The sequence below is a fragment of the Poseidonocella sp. HB161398 genome (assembly GCF_005870025.1).
In the GTDB taxonomy this organism is placed as follows: Bacteria; Pseudomonadota; Alphaproteobacteria; order Rhodobacterales; family Rhodobacteraceae; genus Mangrovicoccus.
This window is the reverse complement of the sequence record NZ_VATA01000016.1, coordinates 22665-36669: the sequence shown is the minus strand read 5'-3', so window position 1 is coordinate 36669 and position 14005 is coordinate 22665. Positions and strand designations below refer to the sequence as shown.

The 14005-nt window shown below is 68.1% G+C and carries 15 protein-coding genes; 4 read left to right on the top strand and 11 right to left on the bottom strand.

Translation table 11 applies throughout. The annotated features are described in order from the left end of the window. Positions 1-33: 33 nt before the first annotated feature. The 4 genes from FGX59_RS14195 to ccrA all read right to left on the bottom strand — a co-directional run bounded on the left by FGX59_RS14195 (position 34) and on the right by ccrA (position 3205). Entirely contained in the window at positions 34-675 is a 642-nt protein-coding gene (locus FGX59_RS14195) for an acyl-homoserine-lactone synthase (protein ID WP_138467390.1), read from the bottom strand. 106 nt (positions 676-781) lie between these two features. Beyond that, complete coding sequence (locus tag FGX59_RS14190; RefSeq protein ID WP_138467388.1) at positions 782-1495, bottom strand: LuxR family transcriptional regulator; 714 nt, start codon at positions 1493-1495, stop codon at positions 782-784. Further along, entirely contained in the window at positions 1437-1649 is a 213-nt protein-coding gene (locus tag FGX59_RS14185) for a hypothetical protein (RefSeq protein WP_138467386.1), read from the bottom strand. The genes FGX59_RS14190 and FGX59_RS14185 overlap by 59 nt, the downstream gene beginning before the upstream one ends. Before the next feature lie 263 nt (positions 1650-1912). After that, a complete protein-coding gene (gene ccrA, locus FGX59_RS14180; protein WP_138467383.1) occupies positions 1913-3205 on the bottom strand; it encodes a crotonyl-CoA carboxylase/reductase in 1293 nt (430 codons plus the stop codon). A gap of 468 nt (positions 3206-3673) precedes the next feature. Between ccrA and FGX59_RS14175 the strand changes: the two genes are divergently transcribed. Further along, positions 3674-5641, top strand: a complete 1968-nt coding sequence (locus FGX59_RS14175; RefSeq protein ID WP_138467381.1) for a protein meaA — start codon at positions 3674-3676, stop codon at positions 5639-5641. A gap of 22 nt (positions 5642-5663) precedes the next feature. On the opposite strand, the gene FGX59_RS14170 is transcribed toward FGX59_RS14175, so the two are convergent. Continuing rightward, positions 5664-6206, bottom strand: a complete 543-nt coding sequence (locus FGX59_RS14170; RefSeq protein WP_171060646.1) for a hypothetical protein — start codon at positions 6204-6206, stop codon at positions 5664-5666. A 284-nt stretch (positions 6207-6490) separates the two neighbouring features. Here FGX59_RS14170 and deoD point away from each other — a divergent pair, with 284 nt between their 5' ends. Together deoD and FGX59_RS14160 are read left to right on the top strand one after the other, a co-directional pair. Next, positions 6491-7195: a purine-nucleoside phosphorylase gene (deoD, locus tag FGX59_RS14165; RefSeq protein ID WP_138467377.1), complete on the top strand. Its 705-nt coding sequence runs from the start codon at positions 6491-6493 to the stop codon at positions 7193-7195. 13 nt (positions 7196-7208) lie between these two features. After that, positions 7209-8192, top strand: a complete 984-nt coding sequence (locus tag FGX59_RS14160) for an aldo/keto reductase (protein ID WP_138467374.1) — start codon at positions 7209-7211, stop codon at positions 8190-8192. 58 nt (positions 8193-8250) lie between these two features. On the opposite strand, the gene FGX59_RS14155 is transcribed toward FGX59_RS14160, so the two are convergent. The 3 genes from FGX59_RS14155 to FGX59_RS14150 form a co-directional block, all read right to left on the bottom strand. After that, positions 8251-9108, bottom strand: a complete 858-nt coding sequence (locus FGX59_RS14155; RefSeq protein WP_138467372.1) for a DUF1989 domain-containing protein — start codon at positions 9106-9108, stop codon at positions 8251-8253. Positions 9109-9175: 67 nt separating this feature from the next. Further along, entirely contained in the window at positions 9176-9325 is a 150-nt protein-coding gene (locus FGX59_RS37570) for a hypothetical protein (protein ID WP_171060645.1), read from the bottom strand. A 128-nt stretch (positions 9326-9453) separates the two neighbouring features. Then, complete coding sequence (locus tag FGX59_RS14150) at positions 9454-10350, bottom strand: exonuclease domain-containing protein (RefSeq protein ID WP_138467371.1); 897 nt, start codon at positions 10348-10350, stop codon at positions 9454-9456. 141 nt (positions 10351-10491) lie between these two features. Here FGX59_RS14150 and FGX59_RS14145 point away from each other — a divergent pair, with 141 nt between their 5' ends. Next, the gene (locus FGX59_RS14145; protein WP_138467369.1) at positions 10492-11121 is read left to right on the top strand and encodes a LysE family translocator; all 630 of its coding nucleotides are present in this window, start codon (positions 10492-10494) and stop codon (positions 11119-11121) included. Here FGX59_RS14145 and FGX59_RS14140 read toward each other — a convergent pair. From FGX59_RS14140 to FGX59_RS14130, 3 genes are all read right to left on the bottom strand, one after another. Beyond that, positions 11118-11333: a hypothetical protein gene (locus FGX59_RS14140; RefSeq protein WP_138467367.1), complete on the bottom strand. Its 216-nt coding sequence runs from the start codon at positions 11331-11333 to the stop codon at positions 11118-11120. The two genes, FGX59_RS14145 and FGX59_RS14140, sit on opposite strands and share 4 nt — an antisense overlap. Positions 11334-11399: 66 nt before the next feature. Beyond that, positions 11400-12179, bottom strand: a complete 780-nt coding sequence (locus tag FGX59_RS14135) for a succinate dehydrogenase iron-sulfur subunit (protein WP_138467366.1) — start codon at positions 12177-12179, stop codon at positions 11400-11402. Between the two features lie 137 nt (positions 12180-12316). Next, positions 12317-13783 (bottom strand): glycosyltransferase 61 family protein, encoded by a 1467-nt coding sequence (locus FGX59_RS14130; protein ID WP_138467364.1) that lies wholly within the window; start codon positions 13781-13783, stop codon positions 12317-12319. Between the last annotated feature and the right edge of the window lie 222 nt (positions 13784-14005).

The following is a 14005-nucleotide window of genomic DNA, read 5'->3' as shown; positions in this document are numbered from 1 at the left end:
CCTATCCAAGCAGGCGGGATTATGCCAGCGCGATCAGGCCGGGACGAGCTGCGGACGGCCCAGCCGCGCGGCGCGGTCCATCGACAGGTGGTACCAGCTGCGGCTGCGGGCGCGGGCGATCCCGGCCTTCTCCGCCAGCCGGTCGGCAATGCTCTCGGAGAAGTGCCAGAGGCCCGCGGCGATCCGGTCGCGCCCCTCCCCGGCACTGCCGAGCACCGCCGGGTTCCAGCCCAGCCGCGCATAGATGCGGGTCATGCGGGCATCGAAGACCCCGGCCGAGAAATCGAGCCCCATCCCCAGTCCGAGCTCCGCCCCGCCCAGCATCAGCGCCGCCGAGACGCTCGGCGCCGCGCCGCGCGCCAGGCAGAAGCGGGTGCATTCCCAGATCCGCGGATTGCGCAGCGGCCGCCCGTCGAGCAGCCCGAGGAAATGGTCGTTCAGCATGGTCGGCCCGGTGCTCGGCAGGAAGCGCATCGAGCCGCCATGCCGCCCGCCAGTTTCCCAGATCACGTAGAGCGGATCGAGCGCGTCATAGCCGTCGCGCTCTTCGCCGGCCTCGCTGACCGAGACCGCCCAGCCGAGCCGGGCAGAGAACTGGTCGGCGCGGTCGCGGAACATCGAGTCGCGCAGGGCCGGCTGGGTGTGCAGCTGGTTTGCATAGAGAAAGTGCAGCATTTTTCGATGTCCCCCCAGACATTTGCTATGTCCGGACCATGACGGCGGCGGCGTTGACCGGTCCTTGCTGCGGCGGCCGCGTGGTTAATCCCTCGTTATCATTCGGCTAGAGGATGATCAGCCCGTGGCTGAGCGCGAGCGCGACGGCATGGGTCGTGTTCTGCGCCCCGAGCTTCAGCCGCGCCGCCTCGATATAGACCCGCAGCGTGTGTTCGGAGATGCCGAGCGTTTCCGAGGCCTGGCCGCGCGAATGGCCGTTGGCCAGGAGGCTGAGCGCGTCGACCTCCCTGGGCGAAAGCTGGCGGCCCGGCACCCGCTCCGGCGCATTGCCGAATTCCAGCGCCTTCTGGTTCATGTAATGCGCGATCAGCAGCAGGTCGCCCAGATGCCCGGCGGTGAAGCGGTGCCAGCTGTCATCCCCGGCGCGGGCGCTGACGGTGAACATCGCGAACTGCCCGTTCGGGCCGCGGATCGGGACCGAGAGCCCCTGGTTGCCGACCCCGGCCGAGATCGCCTCTCCGAGGAAGCTGCGGGCGGCGCGGCTGCTCCAGTCGAGCTGCTTCCAGTCGACCGGCTGGAACCGCTGGTAGCATCCCTGCACCACCGGATCGATCCGGGCATAGTCCTTCTCGATATAGCGCTCGACCCAGTCCGGCCCGTAGGTCAGCGCCGCATAGGGTTCCTCTGACTGGTTGACGGAGTGGTAGACGACATGGTCGACGCCGTAATGGTCGCGCAGCAGGCAGACGGCGTCCTGGAGATCAGCGCGGCTGCTTGCCTCCTGCAACCTGCCAATCAGACTCTCGAGCTTCCGGTCCATGCTCCACCCCGGCTTCGCGACCCCGATGTGCCGCGAGGTCTGCAGCGGCCACAATCAGGGTGTCGTCGATCTGCTCGGCGAGAGCGAACATGCCATTCTGCTGCGCGAAGCTCCTGAGATCCGCGAGAACGTCCAGCACCCAGTCCTGTTGCATGAAAGAATTCCCAGTGAGTGGTTAACAGAGGATTAATACAACCATAGCACGAAACCCGCCGGCCCAGAAACTCACGGAAATTCCCTCCCCAGAAATGGCGAGGGCCGTCGAGGCAGGCCCCTGATTTCCGTGGCCTCCCCTGCCGGGCCGCGCCCGGCGCCGCGGCGGCCCCGCCCCTCCGGTGTCGCATTCCCGGGTTAACATCGCGCAAAAAAGGGCCGCCCCGAAGGACGGCCCGGCAGTCGCGGCGGACTTGCGGCGGATCAGGCGCTCGGGCGCGCCTCCAGCGCGTCCTCGAGCGTGCGCAGCCCGGTGGTCGGCGCCTGCACCAGCACCGACATGTTGCCGGGCTTGTGCTGGTTCTTCAGCATCTTCATGTGCGCATCCGGGATCTCGGCCCAGGGGAAGACCTCGGACATCACCGGATCGAGGCGGCGCTCGATCATCAGCTTGTTGGCGGCCGCGGCCTGCTTGAGATGGGCGAAGTGGCTGCCCTGCAGGCGCTTCTGGTGCATCCACATGTAGCGCACGTCGAAGGTGCAGTTGAAGCCGGTCGTGCCCGCGCAGATCACCACCATGCCGCCCTTCTTGCAGACGAAGGTCGAGACCGGGAAGGTCGCCTCGCCGGGATGCTCGAAGACGATGTCGACGTTGTTGCCCTTGCCGGTGATGTCCCAGATCGCCTTGCCGAACTTGCGGACCTCGTTGAACCAGGTCTTGTATTCCGGCGTGTTCACCGTCGGCAGCTGGCCCCAGCAGTTGAAATCCTTGCGGTTCAGCACGCCCTTGGCGCCGAGCGACATCACGAAGTCGCGCTTGTCCTCGTCCGAGATCACCGCGATCGCGTTCGCCCCGGCCGTGTTGATCAGCTGGATCGCATAGGAGCCGAGGCCGCCCGAGGCGCCCCAGACCAGCACGTTGTGGCCGGGCTTCAGCTCGTGCGGCTCATGGCCGAAGAGCATCCGGTAGGCAGTCGCGAGGGTCAGCGTGTAGCAGGCGGATTCCTCCCAGGTCAGGTGCCGGGGCCGCGGCATCAGCTGCTGCGCCTGCACCCGGGTGAACTGCGCGAAGGAGCCGTCCGGCGTCTCGTAGCCCCAGATCCGCTGGGTCGGCGAGAACATCGGGTCGCCGCCGTTGCATTCCTCGTCGTCGCCGTCATCCTGGTTGCAGTGGATCACCACCTCGTCGCCGACCTTCCAGCGCTTGACCTTGTCGCCCACCGCCCAGACGATGCCCGAGGCGTCGGATCCGGCGATGTGGTAGGGGGCGCCATGGCCGTCGAAAGGCGAGATCGGCACGCCGAGACCGGCCCAGATGCCGTTGTAGTTCACGCCCGCGGCCATCACCAGCACCAGCACTTCATGGCTGTCGAGGCGCGGCACGTCGACCACTTCGACCTGGAAGGACTTGTCCGGCTCGCCATGGCGCTCGCGGCGGATCGCCCAGGCGTACATGGATTTCGGGACATAGCCCATCGGGGGCATCTCGCCGATTTCGTAGAGGTCCTTCTCGGGCGCTTCATACGCCGCGATCGCCGGGTTGGTGTCGAGAGCCATCAGTGCCTCCTTCGCAACTATCTCACGCCGCGCCGCAGAGAACGCGCTTCTCGCTTGAAGTAGAGCGTTGGACGCAACTTCGCAATCATTATTTCTGTGTTTTTGAAATTTTATGTCGCACTGAATGACCAGACCTTGGAACATATTGACAGAAATGCAGAAGACCCCGCGGCCAGGATGCGGATGCAGAAGACGGCCGCTGCGGCCGCAGCCTGGCGCGCCAGGGGACGGACGTCCGGAGCGGACCGGGAAAAATGGCGGGCCCGCTGCGATGCAGCCTTGCCGCGCGGCTGGAGAGGCGTCACTTTTGCAGCGTTTCCCGCCTGATCAGACCGGCGAAGCGGCAAGTGGAATGCTGCGGGGCACGTATGCAGCTTGTTGCAACGCAGCGAATTGACAGGGACACATTATTCCGTCTATCAGGCTCATGACGCACGAATGTTACACGTTCTGACAGGCGAGGCCCGAATGACCGACGCACAGAAAGACAAGCCCTGGCTCTTCCGCACCTATGCCGGCCATTCCACGGCCAAGGCGTCGAACGCGCTCTACCGGACCAATCTGGCCAAGGGCCAGACAGGGCTGTCGGTGGCTTTCGACCTGCCGACCCAGACCGGCTATGACAGCGACCACGAACTGTCCCGCGGCGAGGTCGGCAAGGTCGGCGTGCCGGTCAGCCATCTCGGCGACATGCGCGCGCTCTTCGAGGACATCCCGCTGGAGCAGATGAACACCTCGATGACGATCAACGCGACGGCGCCCTGGCTGCTGTCGCTCTATGTCGCCGTCGCCGAGGAGCAGGGCGCCGACATCGCCAAGCTGCAGGGCACGGTGCAGAACGACCTGATCAAGGAGTACCTGAGCCGCGGCACCTATGTCTGCCCGCCCAAGCCCTCGATCAACATGATCACCGACGTGGCGGCCTATTGCTACCAGCACATCCCGAAATGGAACCCGATGAACGTGTGTTCCTACCACCTGCAGGAGGCGGGCGCGACGCCCGAGCAGGAGCTGGCCTTCGCGCTGGCCACCGCCTGCGCGGTGCTCGACGACGTCAAGGGCAAGGTCCCGGCCGAGGATTTCCCGGTCGTGGTCGGCCGCATCAGCTTCTTCGTGAATGCCGGCATCCGCTTCATCACCGAGATGTGCAAGATGCGCGCCTTCGTCGATCTCTGGGACGAGATCTGCGCGCACCGCTACCATGTGGCCGACATCAAGTACCGCCGCTTCCGCTACGGCGTGCAGGTGAACTCGCTCGGCCTGACCGAGCAGCAGCCCGAGAACAACGTCTACCGCATCCTGATCGAGATGCTGGCCGTGACGCTGTCGAAGAAGGCCCGCGCCCGCGCGGTGCAGCTGCCAGCCTGGAACGAGGCGCTCGGCCTGCCCCGGCCCTGGGACCAGCAATGGTCGCTGCGGATGCAGCAGATCATGGCCTACGAGACCGACCTGCTGGAATACAACGACATCTTCGACCACAACCCTGCGATCGAGGACAAGGTCCACGAGCTGAAGGAGGGCGCCCGCGCCGAGCTGGCGAATATCGACGCGATGGGCGGGGCGATCGCCGCGATCGAGTACATGAAGAGCCGGCTGGTGGAATCGAATGCCGACCGGATCAACCAGATCGAGAAGGGCAATACCGTCGTGGTCGGCGTGAACCGCTGGACCGAGGGCGAGCCCTCGCCGCTGATGGGCGCCGATGGCGGCATCATGACGGTCGATCCGGCGGTGGAGGCCGAGCAGATCGGGCGGCTTGAGGCCTGGCGCGCCGGGCGCGACGCGGCCGCCGTGCAGGCCGCGCTCGAAGGGCTGCGCGCCGCGGCCGAGGCGGGCGAGAACATCATGCCGCCCTCGATCACCGCAGCGAAGGCGGGCGTGACCACCGGCGAATGGGCCGGGGTGATGCGCCAGGTCCATGGCCAGTACCGCGGCCCGACCGGCGTCTCCGCGGCGCCCTCGAACAAGACCGAAGGGCTGGAGGACATCCGCGCCGCGGTCGACGCGGTTTCCGACAAGCTGGGCCGCCGCCTGCGCTTCCTGATGGGCAAGCCGGGGCTCGACGGGCATTCGAACGGCGCCGAGCAGATCGTCTTCCGCGCCCGCGACTGCGGGATGGAGATCGACTATGCCGGCATCCGCCTGACCCCGGACGAGATCATCGCCGCCGCCAAGGAGAAGGAGCCGCATGTCATCGGCCTCTCGATCCTCTCGGGCAGCCATATCCCGCTGGTCAAGGACCTGATGGCGAAGCTGCCCGCGGCCGGGCTCGGCCATATCCCGGTCATGGTCGGCGGCATCATCCCCGACGACGATGCCGAGGCGCTGCGCGCGATGGGCGTCTCGCGGGTCTACACGCCGAAGGATTTCGAGCTGAACCGGATCATGGCGGATATCGTCGCCCTGGCGCAGCCGAAGCGCGTCGCCGCCGAGTGACCCCGGCCCGGCGCAGCGGCCCTCAGCCCTGCGCCCGGCCCTTTCCCTCCCGCGCCGCCTCGTCCAGCCGCTCGCGCAGCTCCTGCTTGCAGGCGGTGCAGAGGCAGTGGGCGGACGGCCGCAGCACCCTGCCCGAAAGGCGGAGCGGGTCGACCCAGGCGCCATCGAGATGGAAGCGGCAGCAGACCGAGCAGCGCGGCGCCTCCACCACGTCCTCCATCCGCGGCAGCCAGTCGCCGTCATGCAGCCGCTCTTCCCAGATGAGGCGGTGCGTGACCAGCAGCCCCTCGCCCGCCGGTTCCGTCGACATCTCGAAGAGACGCGCCATCAGCGCGCTGTCGCAGCGGTGGCGGATGGCGAAGACCTTGCCGCTGCGACGGACATGGAAGAAGATCGCGCCGAGATAGCTGGTCATGTCGATGCCGTCGACATGGTCCCAGAGCATCCTGCCCTGGACATGATGCGCCAGGAGCGCCGGGCTGCCGTTCTCCAGGCAGAATCTGTCCCAGTCGCCACCGCATTCGACAATGCGGTCCAATCCGTCCAGCCGGTAGAAGCTCTGCATCGCGATCCGCCTTGCCGTTTGCGCCGCACCGCCCCCGCTGGCCGGCATGCCCGATCCTCGGGATGTCCGCATCCAGATCCGCTCCCTTAATGGTTGCACGGTTTGATCCATGACAAAACATGGAACTTACATGCATATATGCGACCTGCCGGCCGGGTCCGCGCGGCGGCGGCCCGCGAAGCGCCGCACCCGCGAAACGGCGGTTGCGCCCCTGCCCGGGCGGCGGCACTCTGCCCGCGACGACCCGGTCCCGGATGCGGACCTGCCGGAGCAAGGAGACTTCCATGACCATCCATATCGGCGCCAAGCCCGGCGAGATCGCCGAGACCGTCCTGATGCCCGGCGATCCGCTGCGGGCGAAATGGGCGGCCGAGACCTTCCTCGAGGGCGCGGTCTGCGTCAACGAGGTGCGCGGGATGCTGGGCTTCACCGGCAGCTGGAAGGGCAACCGGGTGACCATCCAGGGCTCTGGCATGGGGATGCCGAGCCTGTCGATCTATGCCAACGAGCTGATCCGCGACTACGGCGCGCAGACGCTGGTCCGCATCGGCTCCTGCGGCGCGATGCAGGAGGCGGTCAAGCTGCGCGACCTGGTGATCGCCATGTCCTGCACCTCGATGTCGACCCCGTCGAAGGGCTTCTTCAAGGAGCTGAACTTCGCCCCCTGCGCCGATTACGGCCTGCTGGCGGCGGCGGCGAAGGCGGCAGAGGCGCGGGCCCTGCCGACCCATTGCGGCAATGTCTATTCGGCCGATGTCTTCTATGACGAGCGCCCCGACCTGAACGAGCAGATGACCCGGCACGGCGTGCTGGCCGTCGAGATGGAGGCGGCCGAGCTCTATACCGTCGCCGCCCGCTTCGGCCGCCGCGCGCTGGCCGTCCTGACCGTCAGCGACCACCTTCTCACCGGCGAGGCCCTGCCCTCGGCCGACCGGCAGACCAGTTTCGGCGACATGGTCGAAATCGCCCTAGAGGCCGCATTTTCGTAAGAGGTTCCATCACATGAAAAAACGCAAACTTGGGGCCGCGGGTCCCGAAGTCGGGGCGATCGGCCTTGGCTGCATGAGCTTTGCCGGGTTCTTCGGCACTGCCGATGACGAGGTCTCGCTGGCCTGTCTCGATGCCGCGGTCGAGGCCGGGATCGATTTCTGGGACACGTCCAACATCTATGGCATGGGACGCTCCGAGCGGGTGATCGGCCGCTACATCGCGGAGAAGAAGCCGGATATCGTGCTGGCCTCGAAGGTCGGGATCGTCCCCGGACCGCCGCGCAGCTTCGACAATTCCGAAGACTACATCCGCGCCGAGCTGGAAGGGACGCTGGAGCGGCTCAACCGCTCGAAGCTGGAGCTCTACTACATCCACCGCCGCGAGCAGGAGCGCCCGGTCGAAGAGGTCGCGGAGACCATGGGCAAGCTGATCGAGGAAGGGCTGATCGACGGCTGGGGGCTGAGCGAGATCGCGCCCTCGACGCTGCGCCGCGCCCATCGGGTCGTGCCGGTGACGGCGGTGCAGAACGAGTACTCGCTCTGGACCCGCCAGCCCGAGCTGGGGCTGATCGAGACCTGCCGCAAGCTCGGCGTCGCCTTCGTCCCGTTCTCGCCGCTGGCGCGCGGCATGTTCGGCGAGGCCCCGGTCGTGCCGCAGGGATTCGCGGATACCGATTTCCGCAAGACCAACCCGCGCTTCACCCAGCCGAACTTCTTCTACAACGAGGCGCATGTCGCGCGCTTCCGCGACTATTGCCGCGGCAAGGGCTGGACGGTGTCGGCGGCGGCGCTGGCCTGGGTGCTGGAGCAGGGCGAGCACCTGATCCCGATCCCGGGCACCCGCACCGCCGAGCATCTGCGCGAATGGCTGGGCGCCACCGAAATGGCCTTCACCGAGGAGGAACGGGCCGAGATCGCGGCGATCCTGCCCGCGGGCTTCGCCAATGGCGACCGCTATGGCGACCACCAGATCGCCGGGGTCGAGCGCTACTGCTGAACGGGGAAGTGGAGAACCGAGGGTTCTCCACGCCTCTCCTGGGCCCGGGATCCCGGGCTCAGAGCCCGTGGCTGCGGTCGTAGCCCGAGCGCGGGCTCTCGGGCCAGTCCGCGGCGGGCCCGTAGATCTCGATCGCCATGGGATGGCAGGCGGCCGCGTCCGAGGAATGCTCCGCGCCGCAATCGCCGCCCGGGCAGGCGCTGAGCGCGCCGAGCAGGTCCATTTCCGCGAAGAATTCCAGGTAGTCCCCGGGCCGCACCGGCGAGGCCTTCATGAAGTACTGCCCGGTATCGCGGGTGAAGCCGGTGCACATGAAGACATTGAGCACATCATGGACGAAGGGCTCTGCCTCGGCCGGGGTCATGCCGGTTTCGGCGGCCAGCGCCCGGGTCAGGTTAGAATGGCAGCAATGATGGTACTGCCCGCCCGAGAGCAGGTTGTGGGTATAGGGGTCGCAGCGCGTGCCGATCACGTCATGGACCGAGCCGCCATCGGCGTCGATCCCGTACCAGCCGAGCGTGTCGGCGAGGATCGTCGCCATCGGCCGCAGCGCCGGGAAGCTCGACCACATCCGGTCGCCGGTACCGAGATGGGTGCCGTGCAGCGCCCGGGTCTTGCCGGAATAGAAGCGCTCGGAGAGGTCATGGGCGTTCCAGAGGTTGAAATCGCCGACCTGCGGCCCCTCGACCGAGACGATGCGGAAGACCTGGCCGCGGGCGACGCGGAAGCAGGCGGCCTCGCGCGGGGGGACGATGACGGTCTCGACGAGGGACATGCCGACGCGCGCCCGGGCCATGGCGGCCAGATCGGGGCGGGGCAGCGTCTCGTCGGGATAGCAGATCACGGCCGGCCGGGCGCGGCGCTCTGCGGCATCTTCGGGCTCGGTCACGGCGCTCTCGGCTCCCTCCGGAATCATAAACGCGCCCGTGGGGCACGGACGCGGACAAGAGGGGCTGTCTGCCCCGAAGCTCCGTGCCGCCGGATCAGGCGGCTTCGGAATAGGCGACCAGCGAGTCGTCAGAGGCGGTTGCTTCTTCGATCAGGTCTTCCGGCATGTAATAGGACACGGAATCCTCGAAGATGGCAATGGCTTCGTCGGCATCGTACTGGCGGATTTGGCGAACGTCGTTCATGGAACCTCTCCAGGGGCTAGGATTGTCAACCTCCCGATGGCCCTCACATAGTCCATGGCTGATGCGATGACCTCCCCCAAGAATGCAACCTCGCCATGCGCTCGCTGCACCGCAGCAGAAACTTTATTTCACGGCTGAACAGCGCGTCTTGCCAGCATCGCCAGGAAGGCGCTTTCGCCCAGGATCGCCACCTTGTGGCCTGCGGCGCGCATCTCCTGCACCCGGCGGTGGCGGCGGTCCGGCGTACCGTGCAAGTCGGCATCGCCCACGACGAGAAGCGTGATCGACCGGGTGACATTGACCTGCACCGAGAGCCCGGCCGCCCGCGCTTGCGCCGCCGCCTCCTCGCGCGGCATCGCCATCTGCCCGGCGAAGACCACCACGCCCTCGAGCCCGCGCGGCGCCGCCGGGCGCGGCTTTGCCCGGGCAGCGGGACGGGCGGCGATCTGGCGGAAGTCGCAGCCCAGCCGGTCCTCGGCCATCAGCACCACCTGCGCGGTGGCACGGGCATCCTCGCCCGCGTCGTGATGCTCGAAGTCGAGCGAAAGCCGCTCTTTGAGATGGCCGAGCCCGTGGCCGCCCTGCCCCTTGAATTCCGGCCAGGCGCGGCGCGCCATCGGCAGGCTGTCATGCCAGTCCCAGTCCGGCGGCGCGAGCCCGGCCTCGGCAGAGGCGGCGCCGATCGCCCGGCGGTCGAAGCTGCTGTGCTGGATCACCGGCAGCCCGTCGAGCAGGCGGCAGAGCGGCGGCAGCATCTCGGCAAAGCGCGGCGCGCCGCGGACGGTCTCGGGGCGGATGCCGGTGAGCTGGATATTGAAGGAGGAGAAGCGGCAACAGGGATCGACATAGCTGGCGAAGACCTCGATCCCGCCATCGGCGCGGACGCAGGCGAGGCCGATCTGGCTGATGCTCGAGGGGTCGCTATTGGCGGTCTCGACATCGAGCACCACAAAGCGGAACGGCCCCTCGGGCAGCGCCGGGGCAACGCCCTCCCCTGCGCCGGAGCGCCTGTTCACAAGGTCCATGCCTGTCTCCCTGCCCGTTTCGGCGCCGCTTTGCCTGCGCGCTGCGCCGCCTGCCCCGGCCCGCGGCCGGATTTCGGGGACAGCGCCGGGCCGCTGCCGCTATCCTCGGGCCGACGAGGGACCGCGGACAGGACAAGGCCCATGCAGCTCGAGCTCTATCATCATCTTCTGCCCGTCTATGCCACATATGCCGTGGCCGTCGCCAGCCCCGGACCCAGCACGCTGGCGATCATGGGCACGGCGATGGCGCGCGGGCGCGGCGCGGCCCTGGCCCTGGCGCTCGGCGTCGTCACCGGCAGCCTGGTCTGGGCGGCGCTGGCCGCGGCCGGGCTCTCGGCGCTGCTGGCCCGATTTGCCGGGGCGCTGACGGCGGTGAAGATCGCGGGCGGGCTCTACCTGCTGTGGATCGCCTGGAAGACCGCGCGCTCGGCGCTGTCGGCCGATGCCGCGGGCGGGACCGGCGCCAGCCCGGCCTCGCGCCTGGCGCAGTACCGCCGCGGGCTGCTCCTGCATCTGGGCAATCCGAAATCCGTGCTCGGCTGGGTCGCCATCATGTCGCTGGGGCTGCGCCCCGGGGCGCCCGAGGGCACGCTGGCGATGATGCTGGCGGGCTGTGCGGCGCTGGGACTGGCGATCTTCGGCGGCTATGCGCTGCTCTTCTCGCTGCCGGTGCTGGGCCGGGCCTACCGCCGGGCGCGGCGCGGGATCGAGGGCGCGCTGGCGCTGCTTTTCGGGGCGGCCGGGCTGCGGCTGCTCCTCGCCCGGAGCTAGTCGCCGCCCCGCGGCCGCAGGCAGCTCCGCGGCGGCTTCGCATCGCCGGTCCGGGTCTCGGCGCCGCAATTCATGCAGATGAAATAGCGCCCCTCGGCGCTGTCCTTCGCGCGATTCTCGCGCCAGCGGCAGTCCTTCACCGCCTTCCGCGCGCGGAAGGTGACGGCCATCCAGACGAGGACGGCGACCAGCACGAGCAGGAAAATGAACATCGGGCCCCTCCGAACGCAGAGGGCCCCGGACGATGCCGGGGCCCTTCGATTGCGCGGCTGCGCAGATCAGTATTGGCGTTCCACCATCATCTTCTTGATGGAGGCGATCGCCTTTGCCGGGTTCAGGCCCTTGGGGCAGGTCTCGGCGCAGTTCATGATCGTGTGGCAGCGGTAGAGCTTGAACGGATCCTCGAGATAGTCGAGGCGCTCGCCGGTCGCCTCGTCGCGGCTGTCGATCAGCCAGCGGTAGGCGTGCAGCAGCGCGGCCGGGCCGAGATAGCGGTCGCCGTTCCACCAGTAGCTCGGGCAGGAGGTCGAGCAGCTGGCGCACATCACGCATTCATAGAGCCCGTCGAGCTTCTTGCGGTCCTCGATCGACTGGCGCCATTCCTTGGCCGGACGGTTCGTCTTGGTTTCCAGCCAGGGCATGATCGAGGCGTGCTGGGCGTAGAAATGGGTCAGGTCGGGGATCAGGTCCTTGACCACCGGCATGTGCGGCAGCGGGTAGATGCGGACATCGCCCTTGATCTCGTCGAGCCCGTAGATGCAGGCGAGCGTGTTGATCCCGTCGATATTCATCGCGCAGGAGCCGCAGATGCCCTCGCGGCAGGACCGGCGGAAGGTCAGGGTCGGGTCGATCTCGTTCTTGATCTTGATCAGCGCGTCCAGGACCATCGGACCGCATTTGTCCATGTCGAGGAAATAGGTGTCGACCCGCGGGTTCTGGCCGTCTTCGGGGCTCCAGCGGTAGATCTGGAACTTCCGGACATTGGTCGCGCCTTCCGGCTTCGGCCACGTCTTGCCCGTGGTGATCTTGGAGTTCTTCGGCAGGGTGAACTGAACCATGGTTCTCTCCTAGCTGACAAGACCGGTTCGGGCCGGCCCCTTGACGTGGAAGGTGGACGGGCAGCAGCTGCAGGCGGCGCCCGGTGTGACAGGGCCCCCGCCAAGGCGGCGGAGGCGGCGATATGGACGGAGGCGGGTCACGGCGTCCCGGCCTTTCCGGAAGCCTCGGCATCGCGCTGCTCGATCAGGCCGCGGCGGCGCATCATCGCGACGCGGCGCAGCTTCGGCATGTACTCGATCCGGCCCGAGCCCAGGAGGCTGGCATTCATGATGTTGATCCCGTGGGCGATGCCCTCGATCCCGGCCTCGTCGCAGCTGGCGCGGACCCAGTCGGCCAGGTCGCGGTCATGCGCGCGCTCGTAGGCGGCGCGGTCCCAGACCGGCGCGAGGTCGATGCCGAATTCGGCGAATTGCTGCAGCAGCAGATCCTGGTCGAAGATCGGGATCGAGGTATGGCGCGAGGGCGAGCCGTCCGGCGTGACCGTGAAGAGCACGTTGCAGGCGATTGGGTCGATATAGCTCAGGCTCTTCGCCCTGGGTTCCAGGTGCTCGCGGCCGAAGCGGGCGCCCTTGCGCCGCACCAGGATGCACAGATCCTGCGGCAGGTAGCCCAGGAACTGGCGCACATGGACCGAGGAGCCCTCGGCGAAGATGATCCGCTTGGCGGTGGCATAGGCCTCGATCTGCTCGGCCAGCGGCGATTTCTCCGGCCAGATCACGGTGACGCCCAGATCCTGCAGCCGCTTCTCCAGGTAGCTCTCGCCCGGCATCCGCACGGTCAGCGGCGCCAGCTGCGAGCGCGAGACATAGACCGTCCCGCCCGAGGCGAAGTCGATCTCCTTGACCTTGTGCAGCTCGGCCAGCGCCTGCAGGTATTCCGGCAGCGGACCGCACCATTCGTGGTGGATCACGTCGAAGGGCAGGTTGATCCGCTCGAGCTGCTCGCCCTGGCGCAGCACATGCAGCTCGCGCACCAGGAGCGGCCGGTCGGTGAGGAAGAGGATCTGCTCGCGCGGGACCTCGAACCAGTCGCAGAGATGCCAGAAATACGACGGCACGCTCTTCACCCCCCGCCCTTCGGGCAGGGTGAAGATGTAGCGCGCCTTGGGCATCAGCATCCGCGAGAACAGCAGGCGCTGGCAGTGCTCGGCGACGAAATGGCCGAAATGGCCCATCAGCGCACCGGCCCAGACGCAGGGGCCCTCGATCACCTCGGGCTCGCGGCCGGAGGTCTCCGGCGGCGTCAGAACGGCATGGCCGTTGACCCAGTGGCGCTGCAGGCCCGGCGGCGGCGTCTCGGGCGCCGTCTCGGCGGGCGTTCCGTCGGCGGGCGCGGCCGCATCCGGCGCGGCTTCGGACGGAGGCTTGGGCTTGGGCTGGGGTTCGGGCGGCCAGACCGGCCCGGCGGGCCAGCCCCAGGCCGTGGCCGGTTCGACCAGGATGTTCTCGTAGCTGCGCAGGAAGGCGTCGCTGGCGAGCTTCTCGATCAGTTTCGGCCCGCGCGGCGACGGCGGCGCCGCAGGAGGCAGATCCGCACCCGAAGCGCCGCCCGCCTTCTCGGCGGCGCGCCCTTCGGGAAGAATCGTCCTCAGACGGAAGCGCATCGATCGACCTTTCAGCGCGGCACGCGCAGCCCCGCGCCGTTGCAGCGGTCGCGGGGGGCAACGGCCCCGGCAGCGGACCACGCCACGGCGCGGTTCCGTTCGGGGCGGAAATCGTTTCGGAACACGGGCGCACCGGCCGGGCGCCGCCCGGTGCGGAAGGCGGCAGGAGCCGCCTGGCGATGCGCTGCCCCTCCCTGCCCCGGCCCGCCCGCAAGGGCGGCC